The 22,110-nt window shown below is 37.0% G+C and carries 22 protein-coding genes and 1 pseudogene; 10 read left to right on the top strand and 13 right to left on the bottom strand.

Going from position 1 to position 22,110, the window contains the following annotated elements:
- Positions 1–7 precede the first annotated feature (7 nt).
- Together ACRWQL_RS04405 and ACRWQL_RS04400 are read left to right on the top strand one after the other, a co-directional pair.
- On the top strand, positions 8–1,198 hold the full coding sequence (locus ACRWQL_RS04405) for a class I SAM-dependent methyltransferase (RefSeq protein WP_434952552.1): 1,191 nt from the start codon (positions 8–10) through the stop codon (positions 1,196–1,198).
- Position 1,199: 1 nt separating this feature from the next.
- Positions 1,200–2,417, top strand: a complete 1,218-nt coding sequence (locus ACRWQL_RS04400; protein ID WP_434952550.1) for a class I SAM-dependent methyltransferase — start codon at positions 1,200–1,202, stop codon at positions 2,415–2,417.
- A gap of 143 nt (positions 2,418–2,560) precedes the next feature.
- On the opposite strand, the gene ACRWQL_RS04395 is transcribed toward ACRWQL_RS04400, so the two are convergent.
- The 9 genes from ACRWQL_RS04395 to pseB form a co-directional block, all read right to left on the bottom strand.
- Positions 2,561–3,304, bottom strand: a complete 744-nt coding sequence (locus tag ACRWQL_RS04395; protein ID WP_434952548.1) for an NTP transferase domain-containing protein — start codon at positions 3,302–3,304, stop codon at positions 2,561–2,563.
- Entirely contained in the window at positions 3,292–3,900 is a 609-nt protein-coding gene (locus tag ACRWQL_RS04390; protein WP_434952546.1) for a gamma-glutamyl-gamma-aminobutyrate hydrolase family protein, read from the bottom strand. The genes ACRWQL_RS04395 and ACRWQL_RS04390 overlap by 13 nt, the downstream gene beginning before the upstream one ends.
- Positions 3,900–6,215, bottom strand: coding sequence for a PEP/pyruvate-binding domain-containing protein (locus tag ACRWQL_RS04385; RefSeq protein WP_434952544.1), 2,316 nt, complete (start codon positions 6,213–6,215; stop codon positions 3,900–3,902). Before ACRWQL_RS04385 ends, ACRWQL_RS04390 begins: the two co-directional genes overlap by 1 nt.
- Positions 6,216–6,251: 36 nt before the next feature.
- Positions 6,252–6,755: an adenylyl-sulfate kinase gene (locus ACRWQL_RS04380; RefSeq protein WP_434952542.1), complete on the bottom strand. Its 504-nt coding sequence runs from the start codon at positions 6,753–6,755 to the stop codon at positions 6,252–6,254.
- On the bottom strand, positions 6,752–8,359 hold the full coding sequence (locus tag ACRWQL_RS04375) for a CDP-glycerol glycerophosphotransferase family protein (RefSeq protein ID WP_434952540.1): 1,608 nt from the start codon (positions 8,357–8,359) through the stop codon (positions 6,752–6,754). The genes ACRWQL_RS04380 and ACRWQL_RS04375 overlap by 4 nt, the downstream gene beginning before the upstream one ends.
- A 15-nt stretch (positions 8,360–8,374) precedes the next feature.
- Positions 8,375–9,124, bottom strand: coding sequence for a class I SAM-dependent methyltransferase (locus ACRWQL_RS04370; protein ID WP_434952538.1), 750 nt, complete (start codon positions 9,122–9,124; stop codon positions 8,375–8,377).
- A gap of 32 nt (positions 9,125–9,156) precedes the next feature.
- Entirely contained in the window at positions 9,157–10,689 is a 1,533-nt protein-coding gene (locus ACRWQL_RS04365) for a CDP-glycerol glycerophosphotransferase family protein (RefSeq protein WP_434952536.1), read from the bottom strand.
- Positions 10,690–10,851: 162 nt separating this feature from the next.
- Positions 10,852–12,003, bottom strand: coding sequence for a UDP-4-amino-4,6-dideoxy-N-acetyl-beta-L-altrosamine transaminase (pseC, locus tag ACRWQL_RS04360; RefSeq protein ID WP_434952534.1), 1,152 nt, complete (start codon positions 12,001–12,003; stop codon positions 10,852–10,854).
- Complete coding sequence (gene pseB, locus ACRWQL_RS04355; protein ID WP_434952532.1) at positions 12,003–13,001, bottom strand: UDP-N-acetylglucosamine 4,6-dehydratase (inverting); 999 nt, start codon at positions 12,999–13,001, stop codon at positions 12,003–12,005. The genes pseC and pseB overlap by 1 nt, the downstream gene beginning before the upstream one ends.
- Positions 13,002–13,436: 435 nt before the next feature.
- On the opposite strand from pseB, the gene ACRWQL_RS04350 reads away from it, so the two are divergent.
- The 4 genes from ACRWQL_RS04350 (at position 13,437) to ACRWQL_RS04335 (ending at position 17,153) form a co-directional block, all read left to right on the top strand.
- Complete coding sequence (locus ACRWQL_RS04350) at positions 13,437–15,113, top strand: motility associated factor glycosyltransferase family protein (RefSeq protein ID WP_434952530.1); 1,677 nt, start codon at positions 13,437–13,439, stop codon at positions 15,111–15,113.
- A complete protein-coding gene (locus ACRWQL_RS04345; protein WP_434953468.1) occupies positions 15,083–15,919 on the top strand; it encodes a hypothetical protein in 837 nt (278 codons plus the stop codon). The genes ACRWQL_RS04350 and ACRWQL_RS04345 overlap by 31 nt, the downstream gene beginning before the upstream one ends.
- Positions 15,920–16,031: 112 nt before the next feature.
- Complete coding sequence (locus tag ACRWQL_RS04340; RefSeq protein ID WP_434928711.1) at positions 16,032–16,511, top strand: DUF2947 domain-containing protein; 480 nt, start codon at positions 16,032–16,034, stop codon at positions 16,509–16,511.
- Between the two features lie 81 nt (positions 16,512–16,592).
- The gene (locus ACRWQL_RS04335; RefSeq protein ID WP_434952528.1) at positions 16,593–17,153 is read left to right on the top strand and encodes a chalcone isomerase family protein; all 561 of its coding nucleotides are present in this window, start codon (positions 16,593–16,595) and stop codon (positions 17,151–17,153) included.
- 55 nt (positions 17,154–17,208) lie between these two features.
- Here ACRWQL_RS04335 and ACRWQL_RS04330 read toward each other — a convergent pair whose 3' ends face one another.
- The 4 genes and pseudogenes from ACRWQL_RS04330 to ACRWQL_RS04315 form a co-directional block, all read right to left on the bottom strand.
- A complete protein-coding gene (locus ACRWQL_RS04330) occupies positions 17,209–17,634 on the bottom strand; it encodes a flagella synthesis protein FlgN (RefSeq protein ID WP_434928713.1) in 426 nt (141 codons plus the stop codon).
- A gap of 133 nt (positions 17,635–17,767) precedes the next feature.
- On the bottom strand, positions 17,768–18,100 hold the full coding sequence (flgM, locus tag ACRWQL_RS04325; RefSeq protein WP_226410483.1) for a flagellar biosynthesis anti-sigma factor FlgM: 333 nt from the start codon (positions 18,098–18,100) through the stop codon (positions 17,768–17,770).
- A gap of 79 nt (positions 18,101–18,179) precedes the next feature.
- Positions 18,180–18,554 (bottom strand): flagellar basal body P-ring formation chaperone FlgA, encoded by a 375-nt coding sequence (flgA, locus tag ACRWQL_RS04320; protein WP_434932035.1) that lies wholly within the window; start codon positions 18,552–18,554, stop codon positions 18,180–18,182.
- Between the two features lie 60 nt (positions 18,555–18,614).
- A pseudogene (locus ACRWQL_RS04315) lies at positions 18,615–18,734 on the bottom strand (flagellar basal body P-ring formation chaperone FlgA); the annotation flags it as partial.
- Positions 18,735–19,279: 545 nt separating this feature from the next.
- Here ACRWQL_RS04315 and ACRWQL_RS04310 point away from each other — a divergent pair.
- From ACRWQL_RS04310 to flgC, 4 genes are all read left to right on the top strand, one after another.
- Positions 19,280–20,200, top strand: coding sequence for a chemotaxis protein CheV (locus ACRWQL_RS04310; protein WP_434928715.1), 921 nt, complete (start codon positions 19,280–19,282; stop codon positions 20,198–20,200).
- 104 nt (positions 20,201–20,304) lie between these two features.
- Positions 20,305–21,144: a CheR family methyltransferase gene (locus ACRWQL_RS04305; protein WP_434928716.1), complete on the top strand. Its 840-nt coding sequence runs from the start codon at positions 20,305–20,307 to the stop codon at positions 21,142–21,144.
- Between the two features lie 126 nt (positions 21,145–21,270).
- On the top strand, positions 21,271–21,669 hold the full coding sequence (gene flgB, locus ACRWQL_RS04300; RefSeq protein WP_434928717.1) for a flagellar basal body rod protein FlgB: 399 nt from the start codon (positions 21,271–21,273) through the stop codon (positions 21,667–21,669).
- Between the two features lie 2 nt (positions 21,670–21,671).
- The gene (gene flgC / locus ACRWQL_RS04295) at positions 21,672–22,088 is read left to right on the top strand and encodes a flagellar basal body rod protein FlgC (protein WP_434952526.1); all 417 of its coding nucleotides are present in this window, start codon (positions 21,672–21,674) and stop codon (positions 22,086–22,088) included.
- The last annotated feature ends 22 nt before the right edge of the window (positions 22,089–22,110 follow it).

Raw genomic sequence — 22,110 nt, 5'->3', positions numbered from 1 at the left:
TTCACCTATGGCTATAACTTCATGTCAGCTTTGTAACCGTCAGCAATGGCAAACGTTTTCAGATATTTCATTTGGGATATGGGAGGAAAGTAGCACAATACTTTCCCGTCAAAACTCAGTTTATCCTTTATCTAAATGTAAACATTGTGGACACGTGCAGATTAGTCATGAATATACACCAGCTTTATTTGAAAAGTTGTATTTTCACTCTACCCAAGAAGCCGTTATGTGGCATGAAACTTTAGTGGGTGATAATAGCCCATACGAAGAGATGATAGACTTTGCATTAAATGATTCGACACCTAAGACTGTCGTCGATTTTGGTTGTGGCGAAGGAAAACTATTAGCTGCTGCCAATAAACGACTGCCAGACAGTACACTAGTCGGTATCGATTTTAATGACCGTTTTTCTGAAGATAATATTCACTATCTCTCGTTCGATTTAAATAATCTCGATCAGTTGCCAAACCAACATTGGCCAGAAGGTATTGATTTAGCGATGGCTTCGCATGTATTAGAGCATGTAATTAATCCAGTTAACTTCTTACAGCATATCAAACAACAACTGAGCCCAAATGGGGCGGTGTTTATTGAAGTCCCTGACTTTTCACAACACCATACCGTTCAATCCATTGGTATGAGTAATTTAGTTAATTTACAACATATTCATTACTATACGGCAGACTCTATAACTTTTGCAGCTAAACGTGCTGGATTTAAAGTGGTCAAAATTAGTCGCATAACAACAGGCTATATACCCAGATTACAGGTATTACTAACCCCAGATGAAATAGTCCAATCTCATCCATCATCTTCTTTATTTGATGCCGCGAATGTGATCAAACATTATCAAGCACAATGTCGTCAACTACGGGCTAATCTAGCCGATGCATTGCGTGAGAGTATAAGCCGAGATGGTAAGGTTGGTATTTGGGGAGTAGGGGCTGATTTTTATAATTTGATGACTGAGCACGTAGATATAAATGACTTGATTAAGCAAGGCAATATTGTGCTGTTTGATTTAGCACTAAAAGACAGAATACTCCAGCAGCAACCCATCTTATGCAGTAGTCAAATTCCTTCGGCCAAGTATACCGTTTTTATGAGCCCTCAACTTGCAGAAACAAGGATAAAGATGAAATCACTTAGCCAAGATTGGCATAATGTTGTAGACCCTTTTTATACCGGGAATGATTAAGATGAGCACGATAGTTGCGAAGCAAACATCATGTAAAGTATGCGGTCACACCGCATGGCAAAATATAGATACACTGACTTCCGGTATTTGGGATAAGCTGGCTAAAGAACTCAAAAGACAAGTGCTCCGTTTCCCCATTGGACAGTGCCAGCATTGCAGCCATGTTCAAGTAACCATCCCTTATACTGACGCAATATTTGGTGCACTTTATTTTTCCAATACGTTAGAGCCTGATATGTGGTGTGATACTCCTGAAGGAGAGAAGTCTCCCTATGAGGAAATGTCAGCGTTTTTCGCATCCTATATAAAAATGGGCGCGCATATTGTTGACTTTGGCGCGGGTGGTGGTGCGACGCTGAAGCATATTGATAGTCAATTTAAAGAGTTTTCAATCAAGCTTTCTAGCGTAGATTTTCACGACCACATACAATCGAATAAAGTCGAACATATTAATGCTAACTTAAATCAACTGGATACAATCCTGCCTCATTTTGCTAAATATCCAATCAACATCGCAATCAGCACACATGTTCTTGAGCACATAGTCGAACCTGTGCGTTATTTAACGCAAATGAGCGAATGTTTAGTTGAGGACGGTATTATTTTTATCGAAGTGCCAGATTGCAGTCCAGATGCTTTTACAGATAAATTGGGAGTGACCAATATAGTTCATGGCCAACATATTCATTATTACACTAAAGACTCTCTCAAGTTGATTGCTGAAAAAGCGGGTCTGAAAATTATCAATCAACAGCAGCTAACCACAGGTAATATTCCCAGATTATTGTTGCTATTAAAAAAAGTGACCACGGCACAAATAAGTCACCATAGCGCTATAAAACACTCGGCTAAACTTGCTGTTGAACAGCGTTTTTCTCAATATAATAGTTACTTGAGTGCTCTATTTAATCGGATCCAGCAGGAGCTAACGCAGCAAGAAAAAGTCGGGTTATGGGGTATCGGTGGAGATTTTTATTTATTAATACAATCGTATCCTTCAATACTCAAGGCAATAGAGAATCAACAAATAATGCTTTATGATTATGAGCTTGCAGGTCACACCTTTGCGGGACAAGAGATTTTATCTAGCACTGCATTAGAACTGGTGGCTAATACTTCCTATATTGTGCCAATTTATGCGCCGACTAGAGAAAGAATGACAAAACTGTCTCAAAATTGGCACGCTCAAATCATCGATCCTTATTCAGATTTTGAATGAACGTGGCAACAATAAAATTCTGCTCATTCTTTTTTAACGCTTTGTAAAGTAGCAAAGTTAAACAATTACTGTAATAAGACTCCGTCCCAGAATAGCCAGACAGGAAGCCTTTTTCAGATATAAAGGTTCAAGGTAAACTGACTCTAGGATAATATAATATTATTTTTACTCATGTAGTCTTCACAAACCGCTAAATCTTTTTGAGAGTCTATTTCAAACCAAAAGTCATTGATAGGCATCACGTTAATAATTACGTTATGGCTTAATAACATCTTTAATAATGCTGTCATATCTAACTTATTGACGATGGATAAATCTAGGTTGGCAGTAATATCGTTAATTAACTTGAAACCATTCACGGTCAGTTTGAATAACCCCATAAACTGACCTTGCACAGAGTCAATATCCTTCACTTTTTGACCAATATCCATAAGTAGACCTACATTATCAAGTGCAAAGCTTTCAGCATCATCTAGAGGATTGTCAAAGCGTAATTGCCATTGTTGTTGCCAATGAGGATCATAAGCAACCACAATATCCCCATCTGCTTTTATTAAGTTACTAATAACCTGCGTAGGGTAAATAATATCTGAATAACTGACAATTGTAGTGTCAGTTTGCAAATACTCATGACACCCCAAAAGGGAGCTTACCATGTTGGATGTTTGCCAATCTGCATTATGAAATAGCTTAGGAATATAATCCTTTATCTTTTCACTCATGTAACCTGATGCTGCTGCTATCTCAAGGATATATGCAGATTGCATCGCCATAAGTTGACGCTCAAGCATGCTAACACCTAATACAGGGGTTAGCCCTTTAGGGTTTGATGATGTTAATTCTCCGAGACGCGAACCTCTTCCTGCTGCTAAAATTAATCCTTGCATGTATTATCCTGTTTTAAAAAATGATTAAATAATTGAAGGTCTTGTGAGCGCTGAGGCACCAATCTTTCTGGGTGCCACATAATAGCAAGCCATGGTAATTGCTTACCAATAACAGCCTTAATGACACCATCATGTCCTGTTCCTATAATTTCAAACTCAGGTGAAAGATTAATACATTCAAAATTATGAAAACTATTAACTTCTATAAGCTCATTACGAAAGGTTATCTGCTGTTGCTGAGATACCTGCCCTTTACAGGGACTTAACAAGGCATCTTTATAGAGCATCATAGATTGCATTCCTCTACAGACACCAATGATAGGATAATTATTGTTTTCAGCCCAAGCCATAACCAGTCGCTCTACCTGGCTTCTTTTATCAGATAACTGATGACTAAATTCTCCTCCACCAGTAAGAATTGCGGCGCGGGCGATATTACTTTCTAGCATTTTTATGACTAAATCTGGCTGATTAGGCAGACAAATCGGGCAAATATTGGCATTGTTAAAAAATTCAGACCACCTATTATCTAAAGTATTATGTACCTCATCATGGGCCTCGATATTAGTTTGCTGCACAATAAATACTGGGGTCATTAGATGACTCGCACACTTTTAGATTCACAATCAAGCTCTAAAAACTTAGCCTGCTTCCATTGATTAAACTTATACTCACCAGCACCAATTACAGCAGGAATATTCAACTCAGCAGCACGTATCGCCATATGTGAATTACAGCCACCAAATGCGGTAATAAACCCTTTTAATTTATGTGAAAATATCCAATCATAACCAGGATCTGCGCTTGTTATTAGCACTATCTTACCCGTCAAATCAGCACCATCATGGCATGTTACTGGAGATGCTATAACTTTTTTCCGGGTAATATAACTTGGTTCACATTCTGATGTCATAAACTCATATGCATCGTGAGGAGAATTAATCAATGGTGGTAGTTTTACTAATTCAGCTGCCGCATATAGTTGTTTGCCTAACGAGATGCTATTTTTAATCACTTCATATTGAGAGTCGCTACCAGTCATTAATTGATTAATTATATTTGCATTTGCAAATGACATGTCATCTCTAGTAAAACCATGATGCTCACCAAGTAAAGCAAAGTCTTCAATCGCATCGCTTAGGCTACGGGTAAAGATAAATTTTGCATATTCTCTGCCTTCAATAGCGCTTTTAATAAAGTGTAATAATGAGCTGGCACTATGATTAATACCATGCTCAATCAACATGTTATTTATCTTTTCATAAATATGCGGTTCAAGTTTTAACTCTGTTCTAATAGATTCCTGAGACTCAGAATTATGGCTAGATGCAAAATACTTCTCGAAAGCCATATCGTACCTTGCGGATCCAATATCATAGGTTCCAGGTCTTAAATGCCCGTATTCTTTTAAGAAGTGTTCCTTTGATAAGTGTGCAAAGTCACTTTGCATGGTGCCACTTACCGTTGTTAGGGATGATAAAAATTGATCATACTCATCTTGGGTCAGAATATTTTCATCCTTAAGAGACTGTAAAAGTTGTACCGCAATAAATGCAGCTCTTGCTAAACCTGCAAATGGCAGAGTGCCATAACGTTTACAATTCTCTAGAAGCCAATATATTCTTGATACCGGATCATCAAACCCCTCAATGGTGACTTTATGAAGTGATTTAAGTTTTTCAATGCGATGTAAATCCTGGATCCACAAGCCAGTAATAGGATCTATTATTCGATTTGTTAAACTGAGTAGTTGAGATGAAAGTTCACCACACTCAGCCTCAGAAAAGCCAGCTTGAATTAACTTTTCCATTTTTGTTTGAATTGATGGTGTATAGCAAGAAAGTACAATATCAAATTCCACACTATCATGGGATTTAGGATTTTCTTTTAAACAATTTAAATAAAAATCTACTAGCTTATGACCAAGTTTTGGACGTAAATCCTTTGGTAAGAAAGAGTTAAAACTGACTCTAACATCTATGTAGGGAAGGCCCAAGAAATCAATCATTAATGGAAAACTACGTAAATTCTTATAGCCATAATTATTTCTTTGGTAAGCCCATGTACTGTCGGTTACTAAATCTTTATATAAACTTAGCGCTAAGGGCTTTGGGTATAAGCCAATAATTTCGGCTGGATTCCAATCTGGCATAACGCCAAAAACAGTGGTTTTTCCAAATAAAAATGGATGAGGGTTCATTAACATCGTTAGTTTGTTGAATATACTGTCTACTTTTGTTAACGAAGGGTCTACATCGATGTTTTTGTGTGTGCAAAGAGGTCTGATTTGAAATAAAAATAATCTACCTACACTGTCAATCCCATATTCTATATCTAATGTATTATGGCTAAAACATAACATTAGCTCTTCAGCAAAAGGTATAAGCTTTTTTAATAACGGAATAGTTGGGACAACACCATGTTTGATAAAGTAGGTATTAATTTCTGAATTAACACCAGATGTAACAGTATCTGTTTTTCCTGATGTATCATCAGCTATAACATAATACGATGAACCTGAAGTTGGCTCTCTAGTGAAAATAACACCGCAATTGACAATGTCGGTAGCCATAGGTTGAATTAATACTTCTTCGTTAACATTAAAATCTGCAGGATAACTAGCAAAAACATCTTTAATAGCTTGATAAAGCTGTTCTGATGTTTCAATGTTTAATATACTTGTAAACATTCCAGCCATGGAACCATTAATACTATCCTCTTGGCTATAACTGCTTCTCACTACCAAACAATTTGTTTGTAATGTACTAAATAAATTCTTTAAAAAACCGTCATGAAGACTAATGAATTGTTGATAAGAAATAACAATTAATGGCAAAACTTCAGCATGAGTTAACTTCCCATGTAATTGCTCTAAAGTACGGCCTTTATTTGAAAAGTCATATGAATCCACTGTGTTACTTCCTTTCTGAGAATCGATATTAATGAGCTAAACGTGATTAATTATATTTTCAATATTCGAATCTAACTCTGAAATATTAACATTATTAAAAATATAATCCGGTGATTTTGGATATTCTGGTTCAATCCCTTTACCAAGAATGTTACGAGTATTAACTTCCATATCATCGTAAAGGTTTTTTTGATTTCTTTGCTTTAAAACTGTTTTTCCGGGATTTAAATATATTTCAATATAACCTAGTAAATTTATGCGATTCCATTGATGAATCTCATGAAATAATGACACTGTAGATACCACTACTATCATACTTTGATTGACGAGCAATTCAGCCATTCTAGCGTATTGCATTGCAAGCTTCATCCTTGCGCCAGTACTGAAATCATGATTATCAAATACCTTTCTTAAATCATCGCCATCCAAATGAACAACGTTTGAATGTTTACGCCTAAGGCGCTTAACTAAAGCCTTAGCAAAAGTAGTTTTACCAGCACCAGGTAAACCAGTAATCCAATATACACATGCATTATTCATATTTGTTCAATTCCGATATGATCTTTCAAGTACCACCAATCTGGATGGCGTTGATCATTTAATATGTAGTTAAAGTTTTCATAGAGATACTTTTCTGAATAACCTAAGTTATATATAGTGCTCTTACAGAATTTGGCACTTGAAGTGTTAAGCCTATCACCAGAGAAAATATCATTAATTGCTTTATATAAATCTTCTTCATTATCGATCAATTGAGAAAATTTAGGTCTATCAGCAATAAACTGACAATTTATATAATCATCCATTAAAGAGGCGTGGTCATTTGAAAATAGTAACACCGGTCTGCCAGTTAACAATGCGAACGAGAAGGCAACTGAAGATGTATCAGAGATAATTAATTCTGAGCGTGAAAAACTTTGTAAATAGTTATTCTGACTTGAGTCTATTTCACACCTTGGATGAAGAGTACACCAAGAAACAAGCTTAGAAAATGCAATTGCTCTTGGGTGATTTAGATCAAACTTAATGAGTGCTAAATCCTCTGGATGTGGCCTGAAAATTAACTTTTTATCGGGAAAACGCGCTAAAATCTCAGGGATAAATAAATGTGCTTGTAAAATTGAAAAACAAGCATCAGTTTCATTGCCTGCCTGCAAAGAGGATAGAGTCGGAGCATATAAGATACTATCGATATCAGAAGGTTCATCACAGTATTGTTGATATTCAATAATATTGTGATCATGTTTAGGGTAGCCTCCCGGTATTAATATAATATTATTATCAAGTTTTTTTTCTAAACAAATATTTTGATGCATTTTCATGCTTGAAATAGACGGCACAAAAATATAATGAGTTTGTGCTTGCTGTATATGTTCAATGGTTTGTTCATTAAATATCAGAAAGTCATACACCATATGACTAAAGCTTAATTTTTTAGTTGACGTTGGTGAGCAAGGAAAAACATGTGCAGTAATAACAAGATCTAGCGAACTTTCATTACACATAGCAGACTGACCCATTAAAAATGATTCACTACTGTAATTATTACCGTTGATTATGGAATCACTTAAAATAACAGTATTATATTTTTTTGCTAAAATATTGGGTATATTACCTAGATGGCCTAAATATCCACCACCACGACCTAAACCGCTGATACCAATCAAATCATTTTTTCCGAAGTTCATCGACTCAAAAAAGTCACTTCTTTTATTATAAAAAACAGATTCTATTTTACTAAAGTCTGTTAAAGGACTAGATAGTATAGCAATAATTTTATTATGATTTTCCTCAAACATGTGACCAAGCATTATGCTATCGGAATCATATTTAAGTTTGATGCATTGGCTTTCTAAAATCCCTTTTCTAGTTAGTCTTGTTATTGCTGCTGTAGCGTATTCGTCAATTGAGATTGCAATAAAGTATAAACCATTTATTTTTGGCACTTCATCTGCTTTATACACACTTCGCTCAAGTAGAGGTGAAGATGCATATTCATCAATAAATTCAAAATCAATTTTATTATTAATAAGTACACTAGCTAACTTAATAGCAAATGAGCCTGCACCAACAATATAGACAGGTATTTTAAAAACAGTATGTTTTTCATCCAGGATGAAATTAATGTTTGGCATTTGGCTCATTTGTTTTTAAACCTATTACTTTAGTTGTGCCATCCAGATGTTTGTTGAATAAGGGATCAAAATTGAATCTTGCTTTAGCCCTTGTAAAAATGTCGAAATTGCATCAATTACTAATGCGAATTTATCACCAGCTTGTCGTTCCAATGTCGCATGTGACCGCCATGCTTCAATACACTTCTCAATTGATTGTTGATGGACTACAGTTGCATCAAGGTGAACCACAGTATTGAACAGTCCACTTTTTTCAATAACTTGACATTGATCTTCTCTGCGAGTGCCATATCCATATAATGGAATTATATTTTTAATAATTGATTCTATTTCAGCCTGGATAGGGTCATTTAAATCTCTGTGATTCCACATACATGCAAACCATCCACCTTTAGTTAATAAACGTGCTGTTTCTTGTAATGCTTTTTGTCGATCACAAACATTGAACGAACTACCAAAAGTAACCAATGAAAATTGATCACTCTTTTGGCCTGTATTTTCACCAGTGCCTTCAAACCATTTAATATTTTCAAATGAAGCGGTTCGTTTAATACCATTCGCTCTCATTGCATCGTTTGGCTCAACTGCTGTGACTTGTAAATTCTTAGCACCAAGCATAAGCGTCAAATGTGCGACACCTGCACCTACATCACAAACTTGTTCTTGAGATTTAATCTGGCTCACAGACAACATTGCATCAATAGCAGCTTGAGAGTAGTCAGGTCGTTCTAGATAAGCGTTAGCTAGGCTTGTGTAGTCCCATTCAGTTTTCATATTAATTTCTCCTTTCTAATAAGTAAGTTTATTTAGCAATTATCAAGCCAATACCACCAATCCGGGTGTTTTTTGCCTGTTAAAATATATTCAATATTGTCGATTAGATACTGCATCGAGCTACCTCGATGATAAACAACCTGTTCGCAGAATTCGATTTTTTCAATGTCATTATCTTCATTAAAACAATTAGTTAATGTATTAATTAATTGCTCGATAGAGTCAACGCAATAACCAATCTTCTCTCTATCTTTTATGTATGCTACATCAGGCATTAACTGTTTAACTTTTTCTTGATCTGCGGAGTAAAAAATTACTGGTCTTTTCGTCGTTAATGCAAATGAATAAGCAATTGCTGAAGTATCGGTAATCAGTACTCTGGCCTTGGAAAAAGTGGATATATAATCTGATTGATTAGAATCTAAATGGCATCTAGGCTCAAGATCACATAATTTAAGTAATTGTCTAAATGCGTTTGCGCGTTTTGTAACAATGCCTTGTTTTATGACCGAAAGATCATCTGGATGCGGTCTAAATATAATCTGCTTATCGGGAAATGCCGCTAAAATGGCAGGTATGAATTCTACAGCGTCAAAAATTGAGTAGGTATATTTTGTTTCAGATGATGTCATTAATGCCGATAATGTTGGTGCATAAATAATAAACTCGGATTTTTTATCGCTTAATTTTGAATCATCTAATCTAGCAATACTGTTATCTAAACGTGGGTAACCACCAGGAATTAATACCACATTATTTTGTAAGTTATAGTCCCGACATATTTTTTGATGGAGTTCCATACTAGGCCGAGATGGTATAAATAGGTAGTGTGTTTGTGGTTGAGCCATCACTCTGGCAACTAAATCTTTATATACGAGAAAGTCATAAACCATATGCATCATAGTTAGTTTCGGGATATGGGCAGGCGAGCATTCAAAAAAATGAGGATTAATGACCAAATCGGGCCAAGTACTTTCTAGCATACTTTGCTCACTCATCACATGATATGATTTAAGAGCCGTTGGGTGTGGAGGTTGATCGCTAAATTCTTTAACAACGAAGGTTTCACTTAATTCTTTAGGCAAACCTAGAACATGGGAACGAAAACCGCCTCCTTTGCCAATATAGTAAAAACCTATTTTTTTACAATATTTTTCAAAGGTATAAAGATTCTTATAATCATTATCAAAGAATAATTTTTCTATTTTTTTAAAATCACCACCTTGATTTTCGATTAAATAGAGACATTTCTGTCTATCTTTTTTCAGCATAAATTCTAGAACATTTGCTGCTGATTCGTAATACAAGGCAAGAATATTTGCGCGGTTAACGCCTGAGAAACATAGCCTATCAATAGCACGCTGAGCATGTTCAACATGAGAAATCGCAATGATAAATTCAGCACTAACGTTAGGTATATTGCAAGCTTGATGTACTTTTTTACCTATAAGGGGGCTTGCTGACATTTCATCGACAAATTCGAAATCTATCGAAGCATCAGTCATTACCTTAGCGAGTTTTATCGCAAATGTTCCACCACCCACAATGTATACAAAATTAAGCAAGGTAACTTCCTATGGATTATAGTTTTGAATTATAGATTTTAAGTTTACAGGGAAGCTAAACTTAAAATATCTATGATAAGAACTTTCAATTTGATTGCTTTTTGAACAGGATAATCTTGTGCCTGCAACTTAATCAGCATGGTTTAAGTGCCATGACCATTCTTACGAGCCTAATATTCTAGTAAGATTACTGACGATAAAATTCTGTTCACTTTCTGTTAACTCTGTGTAAAGTGGCAACGTTAAACAATGGCTATAATAAATTTCCGCGCCAGGGCAATGGCCAGGCAGAAAACCTTTTTTCATGTAAAAAGGCTGAAGGTAAACAGGGAAATAATGCACGTGAACGCAAATCCCAGCTAAGCGCATTAGGTTGAATACAGACTTACGGTCGATATTTGCAGGCAAGCGCACAATAAACAGATGATAGGCGCTGTGACAGTGATTAATAGGTTGAATAAATTTAATATCTAACTTATTAAGTAGTAATTTATAACGTTTAGCTAGCTGATTACGTTTATCAACAAACTCACTCAAGCGTGTTATCTGACTATTTCCTAATCCGGCTTGTAAATCTGTCATCCGGTAATTGAACCCAAGATTATGTTGCTCATAGTACCAATCACCCTCATCAGGTCTTAGCATCTCATCAGCGGTTTTAGTTATGCCATGGCTGCGGTACGATTGCATTGCTTGAGACAGTTGCGGACAATTTGTGGTTGCAACTCCTCCTTCGGCTGTGGTGATAATTTTAACAGGATGAAAACTGAAAACGGTAATGTCACTAAATTGACAGCTACCAATGGGCTTATCAACATAGTGTCCACCTATTGCATGCGAAGCATCTTCAATGAGCTTTATACCATAAGGTTTTATTAGCTTAGATATCGCCTGCATATCACAACTGTGACCCGCCATGTGCACAGGAATAATAACCTTAGGTAATATTCCTAACCTATCGGCCTCAAGAAGCTTTTTCTCTAATGCATCGGGACACATATTGGCTGTTGACGGATCTACATCCACAAAGTCAACTTTTGCACCGCAATAGAGTGCACAATTGGCCGAGGCGACAAAAGTGATAGGGCTTGTCCAAACAATATCCCCTTTACCAACCCCTAATGCTAGACAGGCAGCGTGCAACATTGATGTTGCGCTATTTCCTGCCACGGCAAAATTGGCCTGAGTTTCGCGACAAATATTAGCTTCAAATAGTGGTACTTGAGGGCCTTGGGTTAAATAATCACTATTTAAGACGCTAATGACAGCTTCGATATCTGCCGTATTTAGATCTTGTCGTCCGTAGGGGATCATTAAACACTCCCCTCATCCAAATGTTTTATTTCAGCGATAGATAAAAAGTGGTGGTTATTACCCGAGTGATATTCAAACCCCGGTTTAACTAAAGCTCCTTTTTCACCGAGTTGACTGATAGAGTAATCATGCTCACGACCAAAGAAGGAAATACTTGGCGTTATCACAAAGTGATCATCAAATTCGATGGTGTGATGTGAATCATCAGCAGGGCACATAATTTCATGCATTTTTTCACCAGGGCGAATACCGACAATATCGTGTTTAAGCCCCGGACCGTAAGCTTCAGCTAAATCAGTAATACGCACCGATGGTATCTTAGGCACGAAGATTTCTCCGCCTTGCATACGTTCAAAATTCTTTAGTACAAAATCAACCCCGTCTTGTAAGCTAATCCAAAAACGTGTCATATCTGGGTGGGTTATCGGTAGTGATGTTGCGCCATTTCGAATTAATTGCTGAAAAAAAGGTACAACCGAACCGCGTGAGCCAACCACATTGCCGTATCTGACCGCCGAAAATCGTGTTTCGCCTTCACCAACAATATTGTTACCGGCGACAAACAATTTATCGGAAACTAACTTAGTCGCACCGTAAAGATTTATCGGATTAGCAGCTTTATCGGTAGAGAGCGCAATGACTCGCTTCACTTTATTAGCAATAGCCGCTTTAATGACATTTTCGGCGCCATGAATATTGGTTTTAATGCATTCCATCGGGTTATATTCAGCGGCCGGAACATGCTTTATCGCCGCGGCGTGAATAACATAATCCACATCTTTAAAGGCCTGCATCATCCGATCGCCATCGCGGACGTCGCCAAGAAAGTATCGCATACAGGGGGCATTATAGACCTGCTGCATTTCATACTGTTTGAGTTCATCGCGCGATAAAATAATCAACCGCTTAGGCTTGTATCGCTCTAAAATAGTCTTAGTATATTTCTGACCAAATGAGCCTGTACCGCCTGTTATTAGAATCGATTTATTGTCAAACATGTACTCTCCAAATTATTATCTTCGTCGCCCAGCTTTCTTTTTATTGCGATATTAAGCTGGCAAAAGACAACTTTTCTTGTTAACCCTACAAACCGTTAAAGCAATTTTTGCACCATAATAGGTTTAACCACAACAGCTACCCATAAATTATATTTATATGATAGTGCAATTTAGCCAGCAAACTTATATAAACATTTGTAATCTTAGTAACTTAATTCTAATTGTCTAACCTTATTTTACTTCTGCGTCGTGAAAATTGGTTATTTTTTACAAATTTGAAATAAACTGGCATAAATTACATTTTGTTTAGCCTTGTGGCATAAATGTCGCATTTAAATGAGTATTTTAGATAAACTGTTTAAATTGGGTTGATTAGTCGATTAACAATGACAATTAATTGACAGAAACTATGGACAATTAATCGCTGAGGGCACCATGCTTAATACACCATCAGAAATAGCCAAAATATTTGCTATAAGCCAGTTTGAAGAAGGTTACTTACCTAGTGTTAATCGACATACCTTCGAAAAAATTGACTCAGTTTCTTTGTATGAAGAAAAGTTTAAGGACGCCTTTGGCGCAGTTGACACATTACATGTCATCATAGGTTTAGACTCTGGTCTATTAGCTAATTACATAATGGATCGTCCGCTAGCGAAGGGAAGTAAATATATTTTTGTAGAATTGTCTGACGTTTTAGCGTTATTGACAATCGAGGTTCCCAAAGCTTTGCAAAGCGATTTGACTATATGTTCACCAGATAGTTTTTCTGCACTCATCAAAGAGCATGAAAATAATCTCTATATTGTGAAGCAGAAATTTAGAATTCATCGTTCAATCGCTGTAGCCGAAAACTATCTTGAGTCCTATTGTAGGCTCAATGCTCAAGTGGAGACTACGCTTGAACACGAATATTTTGAGCAGGGCATTGGTTTTAATCAGAAAGTTTTTGTACAAGCTCAGTTACATAACCTAGCCGAGAATCTAATTCCAGCGACTATTTTAAAACAACAATTTTCTGATAAAAGCTGCATTGTATTAGGGGGAGGACCGTCGCTTGATGACTCTATTGATTGGATTAAAGCGAACTCCCAGCAGTTGGTGGTTATAGCGGCTTCTCGAGTAATGGGAAAACTAGCTAAACTCAATATCAAAGCTGATATAGTGGTATCGGTAGATCCACAATCTCATAGTTTTGATGTTAATAAAGAGTTTATGGAGTTAGAACATAATGCTTTACTGATTAATTCCTATCATGTGGCACCACAAATTATGGGGCAATGGAGAGGCGCCGCACTCTATACCGGCACGCGTTTGCCTTGGAACAACGATAGCGACGCAGACAATATAAAGTCAGTTGGCCCAACCGTAACCAACAGTGCCATTGAAATTGCAACCGAAATGGGTTTTAAGCAAGTATTGCTGTGCGGTGTCGATTTTTGCCATTCTCAAAAAGGTGTGACGCACACTCAGGGGACCTATGGTGCAAGTTTAGGCCCTAACATTGGTGTGATGCTTGAGTGGGTGGAAACCTATTCTGGTGAGATGGCTGAAACCCCAATTCAGTTAATGCATGCCATAGAGTCATTGCAAGCTTCAGTGGCATGTCAAAAAAATACCACTTACATCAACTTATCTAAAGATGCTGCTAAAGTAAAAGGTGTGCGATATCAAGCTTGTCACGATATTAAGCTTAAGCCAATAACGGATAAACAGCGGAAAATGTTAAAGCCTGAAACTTATCAGATTTCTACACAAGAAAAACTTAAGTACTTAAGTGATACCTTAGATGCTCTTACTACAACTCAAGATAAACTGCTACAACTTAACGTTTTAGTGTCAGAAGCATTAGTACTTAATAACAAAATAGAAAAAAGTCAGAAAAAGCCTCAAGCTATTCCAGCGTTGGCAGAGAAGATCGATAATATAGAGCGGAGTATTAATAAAAAATTTATTTCACTTGCCCATCTTATTAAATTTTATGGTTATTATGAGTTCTCGCACTTTTTGTCTACAAAAAAAAGGAAGAGTGGTCACAGCAAGATGTTGTTAACCATACTCGGATTTACTACCAGGCATTTATGGCTATATCGACTGAGCTATCGGAATTAATTATTTCAGCGACTCAACGAGTTCGATCAAGGATGAATGAATATCAGCCTCAAAGTGACATTGGCGTCTTATGTAAGCAGTGGAATGATGATAAACAATGGGGAAGAACGCTCATTTGGCAGGCTAACCATCCCCATCAATATGCAAATTTAACCGCTATAGAACTTGAGCTAATTCAAACGGCCCAAATAACGTATTTCGAACAATTTGTGGTTAAAAAATACATAAATAACACCAGTAAATCAACCGGACCAAGAATGGGCAACGCTTTTAAAAAGTTACAGATACTGTTTCATAATAGACATTTACTGGGTATATCTAAGATTGTGGAATATACTTTTCCCTTTATCGAGACTGATGTAGAGGCGTCCAGGCTTTATCATTTAGCGTTAAGTTATCAGCAAATGTTGGAGAAGACTCCTGAGTTAGCGTTAGAAACAATATTGAAAATTCCGATAGATCTTTGTCATGAAGCTGAATTAAAACAGCTTATCAAGCTGGCTTTGCAACTGAATAGACTTGAACTAGCTACTGCGCATTTTGCAAAAATAATCCACTATAGCGATGAATACTTACCACAATATGCTCATGCTTTAAGATTGAGTGATAAACCGCAGGAAGCGTTAAATATTTATCTCGATTATTTAAATAAGTACCCTGAGGACATTCTGGTATTGCTAAAGCTAGGTATTTTTCTTGCTGAAATGAACCAAATTGATAGCGCTAAATCATGTTTTCAAAATGTATTGAACTTAGATGTCAAAAATCAAGCTGCAATGCGTTATCTGCAACAGATTGGTGGTTAATAAACACAATCAATGCTGTACAGTTAGTTATCGATAACCATAATTTCCTTTGTCGTCAGTCAAACCGTATAATGGCAGGCGAATAAATTATACATTTCAATAGTGGGGTCGTGTGGGACATACTTATATTTCATTTGAGAACTATAAACGTAAATGGATTTTTAACCATAAAGATTTACCAGTTAGCGAAACGGATAAAGTGATGATTAAGCCTTTATCTGATAAAAGCGCAATGGAAGTCTGGAATAAATGGATAAGTAATAAAAGTAGCCGAGCAGAACAATTCACTAAAGGTGATTGGCCAGTGAAACAGGACGCATGGAGCGCGACTGAACACTGGCAAGCAGCCTGGGATGCGAGTGATAATGTGCTACCTGAAGCTATCATTGAGCATATTCAATGGAGTGATGATACAACTGTTTATTTTTGTTATGAAAAGTACCAGGTTATCGAAACTCGCTGGGATGTGTTTGTCCGTAATTGGAAATGTTTTCTGTTTTTTGATGATGGCCCTTTATTGGTTTCTCCTACCCAAAAACAAGCGCTTATGTTTGAGCAAAACGGACAATATAAATTAGGCACTCGCGGCTAACTACCCTTTATTTCCGTAATTTTAGCTTAGCTAAGTTGTGCTCAGTTTAATTCAAATATTTATCCTACAAGAATATTTAGTATGAAATTATTATCCTATTTAGGTTTAGCCGTCGCTTTATTCGTTAGTCCAATTCTGCAAGCTAAAATGATATCTGGCATAAATGTGCCCGATTCCATCGTCGTTAATCAGCAATCTTTAGTCCTTAATGGTGCAGGGGTTCGCAGTAAGTTTTTCATGGATTTGTATATTGGCAGTTTATACCTTGCATCTGTTCAATCTGAGCTGGAAAAAGTAATTGAACAGCCAGTTGCAGTTATCCGTTTACGTATCACTTCAGAGATGATCACCTCAGATAAGATGACCGATGCCATTAAAGATGGGTTTGATGAAGCTACTGATGGAAATAGTGTGCACTTACAAACTGAAATAGACCAGTTTATGGCTTTATTTAGCGCTGAAATTATCGATGGTGACCAATTTACTTTTGTATTAACAAGGGATAAAGGGGTTGCAAGTTTTAAAAATGATCAACCACAGGGTGAAATCCCTGGTGAGTTATTTCGTCAAGCGCTTATTAAAATTTGGTTAGGAGATAAGCCTGCTCAAAAAAGCTTAAAACAAGATATGTTAGGTCAATAGATAATTCATTAAACGCTAGTTCTGTGACGCTTTTCACATAAAACCTAGCCTACGTTTATGCTTTAAAATCATTACCCAGGGTCGAAATCGTCGAGGTTTTACCCTTATCATTATAGGTTAAACTTGATGCATTTCGACTGGCTTGCAGTGCCTGAGAAAATCTATTTAAACTAGCGATATTCAGTTCTATTAAGCTAGAGTTTTGCTGATTAATATCTTTGCATTCAGCAAGAAGACTTTTCGATAAAGTGACTTTTTCAATAAGCTCGGGGTCTGATGTCAGTCTTGCATGCTCAGGGTGATTAGCCATCGACTGGTCATTAGTTTGCAGTGCGATTAAACATTGCTGCTTTTCTTGGGCAAGTTTCAACAGCTTGTCGGCATTTTGGTCTTGCAGCGCTTGCTTTTCTGCAGATATAAGTGACTTCAGCGACGTCAATATGCCGTGCTGGTGGGAGAGCAGTGTAGATAGTTCAGCCATGCTATTACTCAAATTATTTTGCTTGAAAAACAATTATCTATGATGCCATTAGGCACCGGTATTCTGATTTATTTCAGCTCAGAAGAATAGACTACAGCAAACATTCATGCACACAGCAATATTGAGTGCTTTACTACTCTTCTTGGAACTTAAGCCCGCTTAGCTCTGATTCAAAGCTTGCAATATTTGCAGCAAGTTTTTCAGGGTCAATTTTATAACGGCCTTCCGAAATAGCCTGTTTAATTTCGGCTACTTTCTTTTGATCGATTTCAGGTAGGCTAGCCATTTTTGACTGCACACTTTGCAACTCTTGCGCCTGAGGCGTAATGCTAACAGAGTCGGTCTTTACTGTAACAGTGGCAGCTTTGGGAGCTGCTTGAGCGGTATTACCTGTCGTTTTAGCATCTCGTGCCGTTTGCATTGGTGTCGAAGTTGCAGCTTTAAGTTTATTAATGTCAATTGCCATGAGTGGCTCCAGCGTTAATTTTGGTTTTCCAAATAGGCTATCGACCTAGCTGAAAAAAACTTTAATCTATTTTACATTCTTACATTCTTACTTCTACTTCACCAACACCAATTACCCTAGCTTCTATTTCTCTGCTTGAATTTGCATTCCTAACTCTAATCGATTCACCGATACTACCGTCATGCATCGCTTCACCTAATGTTTTAATTTGGAGGTTTTCGCTCCTGGCGTATATTGATACAGCATCACCTTTGCACACAAAGCATAAATGACTATTTAAAATTGGCGCGTCTTTACTAATACGTCTTTTAGTTTTACTGCCTAAAACGGCTTTGATGTCAGAATAAAATTGACCTCTAAGGCTGAACTGATCAATATATTCTATGTGCAGTTGTTGTGTTGATAGTGATATGCCCGGCGAGATAATTTCACTGGCGACCACAACGGGATACATGATTTCGACTCTCACCGATAAAAATATTTGCCAAGGATAATCATAGTCAGGACTGTTGCAACTTATTTTAACCGTATTATTCCTAGCTATGTCCCGATCACTTGCAAGTTCGATTGTTAATGGCTTATAACAGCGCGGAGGCGTTAAGCGACCTTCTAAATTTTGAGGGGTAATTATCAACTGAGCATCAGGTGTTAATTGGATTTTTTTCTAACAGCCTCTTCAGCCATCTCACTTATGGTCGATACAGAGGGTATGCTAGCTTCTTCATCAGCAAAAGCAGCTAATGAATTGAACAATAAATAAAAAAATAACAAAAAATATATTTTCATAATGAAGATACTAGCTTGTTTAGCCAGAATGCACCTATACTTAAATTCTATGAAGATAAAAAGAATAAATTGATCTAGAGTCTTTTGAAAATATTGATGCCGCTTGTGTATGTGCTTATTTGATATCAAATACGGCATAGTTTGCTAAGCTGTAGCGACAATATATTGACTTATCTCGTTATTTATTCTGCTAATGCAATTAATATAATTTAAAAGCAATAATCATGCCGGTAGTAAGTTATTGGCTTGACCCAGTGCATAGTCGAATCATGAGCAGCAGGAAGGACAAATTTAATCCTACTAATCAAGACAAATCATGATTCGATTTATGTTTTTAAGTAAAACAAGCTAGTATCTATTTATTCGGATATTTTAATAAAAAAAGGCAGTGTTATGTCGAGTATCATGGAATCAGTCAACAAACGTACTCAATTAGTTGGCCAAAACCGATTAGAGTTACTGTTGTTTAAGCTTAATGGCCGTCAACGCTTTGGCATTAACGTGTTTAAAGTGAAAGAAGTGCTTCAATGTCCTCCGTTAACTAAGTTACCTAAACTGAGCCCTTTTGTTAAAGGGGTTGCACACATTCGTGGTGCTACTATTTCAGTCATTGACTTAAGCGCTGCAACAGGTGGACGTCCACTCACTTCTACTGAGAATTGCTTCATTATCATTTCTGAATACAATCGCAGTGTTCAAGGTTTCTTAGTCAGTTCTGTCGAACGTATTATCAACATGAATTGGGCTGCCATTATGCCGCCACCAAAAGGTGCTGGGCGTTATTCTTACTTGACTGCCGTTACTGAAATTGAAGGTGAGTTGGTTGAAATTTTAGACGTGGAAAAAATTCTTGATGAAATTTCTCCTGTTAAAACGGCAATCAGTGAAGAAGTTGATAAGACATTAACCATAGACAGAGAACAAAATTATCATGTCATGGTGATAGATGATTCTGCTGTAGCACGTAAGCAAATTATTCGTTCTCTTGAGTCTTTAAATTTACAAATTGATACCGCCAAAGATGGTAGAGAAGCACTGAACAAACTCAAGGCTATAGCTAAAGAGATGGATGATGTATCGTTAGAGATCCCGTTGATTATTTCCGATATTGAAATGCCTGAAATGGATGGATATACCCTTACAGCTGAAATTAGAGATGACCCTAAGTTAAAAAATATTAAGGTTGTGCTACACACTTCTTTAAGTGGCGTATTTAATCAGGCAATGGTACAAAAAGTTGGCGCAAATGACTTTATTGCTAAGTTTAATCCTGATGAATTAGCCGCAGCGGTAAACAAACATTTAAGTTTGTAATCTTTTCTGTCTATTGAACGCAGTAGGCAGCATGAAAATTCATGAATGTTAGTTATGCGTAAAAGCTCTAATGATAGGGCAAATATAACTCATTATATTAGGATGTGAATGTGACAGATAAATCACTCGCAGAAGCAGAATATAATCAATTTAGATTGTTTTTAGAACAACACAGCGGCATCGTTTTAGGTGAAAATAAACAATACCTAGTACGAAGCCGTTTAGCACCATTGATGGGCAAATACAGTTTACCCTCGCTATCTGAAGTGGTTAAGCATTCAATGAAGCCCACCGAACGTCAATTACGTGCGGAAGTGATTGACGCGATGACAACCAATGAAACATTGTGGTTTCGTGACCGTTATCCATTTGATTTATTACATAATACTTTACTACCTGAATATTCTAAGTTAGGTCGTTCATTGCGTATTTGGTCTGCGGCTTGTTCTTCAGGGCAAGAGCCTTACTCATTAGCAATGACCGCTTTAGAGTATCAACAACGCAAGCCGGGTGCACTGCCTGGTGGTGTGACTATTCAAGCGACTGATTTGTCACCTTCGATGCTTGAACGTTGTAAAAATGCTGAATATGATGGCTTGGCATTGGCGCGTGGATTATCAGAAGAACGTAAACGTCAGTTTTTTGATGCTTTGCCTAATGGCAATATGAAAGTCAAAGATAATGTTAAGCGGTTAGTGAATTTTAGAGCGCATAATTTACTTGAAAGTTATACGCTTTTAGGAAAATACGACATTATTTTTTGTCGTAATGTATTGATTTATTTTGCGCCTGAGGCAAAGGCTAAAATTTTGCGGCAATTTGCTGCCGCTTTAAACCCAAAAGGTATTTTATTTCTTGGGGCATCAGAATCTATTTCCGGATTAACAGAAGAATTTGACATGGTCCGCTGTAACCCTGGTATATATTACCAAAAGAAAACCTAGTTTAACCTATTGAAAAGCATGTGTTACTTTTTTCACATGCTTTCCTCTCTATATATCCTCCCATTGATTAAATAATTGGCATAACCTTTGCTTTATATCTATCAGTTAGCTGATGGAGGCAATTTTATGGCGATTAATTTTGATAATGCACTTGGGGTACATCAATACTCCCTTGGTGTCAGGGCACAGCGCGCTGAAGTGCTATCAAGTAACATAGCGAATGCGAATACCCCAGGGTATAAGGCACGCGATGTCGATTTTGCCTCAGCAATGCAAGCTGCTAGTTCTCGTCAGAAAGGTTTAACGATGAGTGCCACTAATGAAAAGCATTTTGATTTAACTGCTCTCAGTCAGCAACATGTCAAATTCCGAGTCCCTAACCAGCCTGATACTGGCGATGGTAATACGGTTGATATGCAACAAGAACAATCAGCCTTTATGCAAAACTCTATTGAATACCAAATGTCATTGGGATTCCTAGAAAGTAAGTTTTCAGGTATGCGTAAAGCATTACGAGGTGATTAATCATGAGCTTATTTAATATATTCAATGTCGCCGGTTCAGGTATGACAGCACAGTCTGTCCGCTTAAATACCACCGCAAGTAACATTGCCAATGCTGACTCTGTTTCCAGTAGTATTGATCAAACTTATCGTGCCAGACATCCTGTATTTGAAGCTGAAATGTCTAAAGCTAATCATCAGCAATCAGGTTCTCATCGCGTTAATGTAAGTGGCATTGTTGAAAGTGATAAGCCATTGGTTAAAGAATATTCACCAGATCACCCTATGGCCGATGGTGACGGTTTCATTTATAAGCCTAATGTAAATGTAATGGAAGAAATGGCTGATATGATTTCAGCTTCTCGTTCTTATCAAATGAATGTTCAAGTCGCAGATGCAGCTAAAACAATGCTGCAACAAACACTTAGAATGGGTAAATAACATGATTATTGTAGGAGGTAAA

The sequence above is a fragment of the Shewanella sp. HL-SH4 genome, assembly GCF_051164845.1.
Classification (GTDB): Bacteria; Pseudomonadota; Gammaproteobacteria; order Enterobacterales; family Shewanellaceae; genus Shewanella; species Shewanella glacialimarina.
Note: the sequence above shows the minus strand (reverse complement) of the source record. Positions and strands in the feature narration are given on the sequence as shown.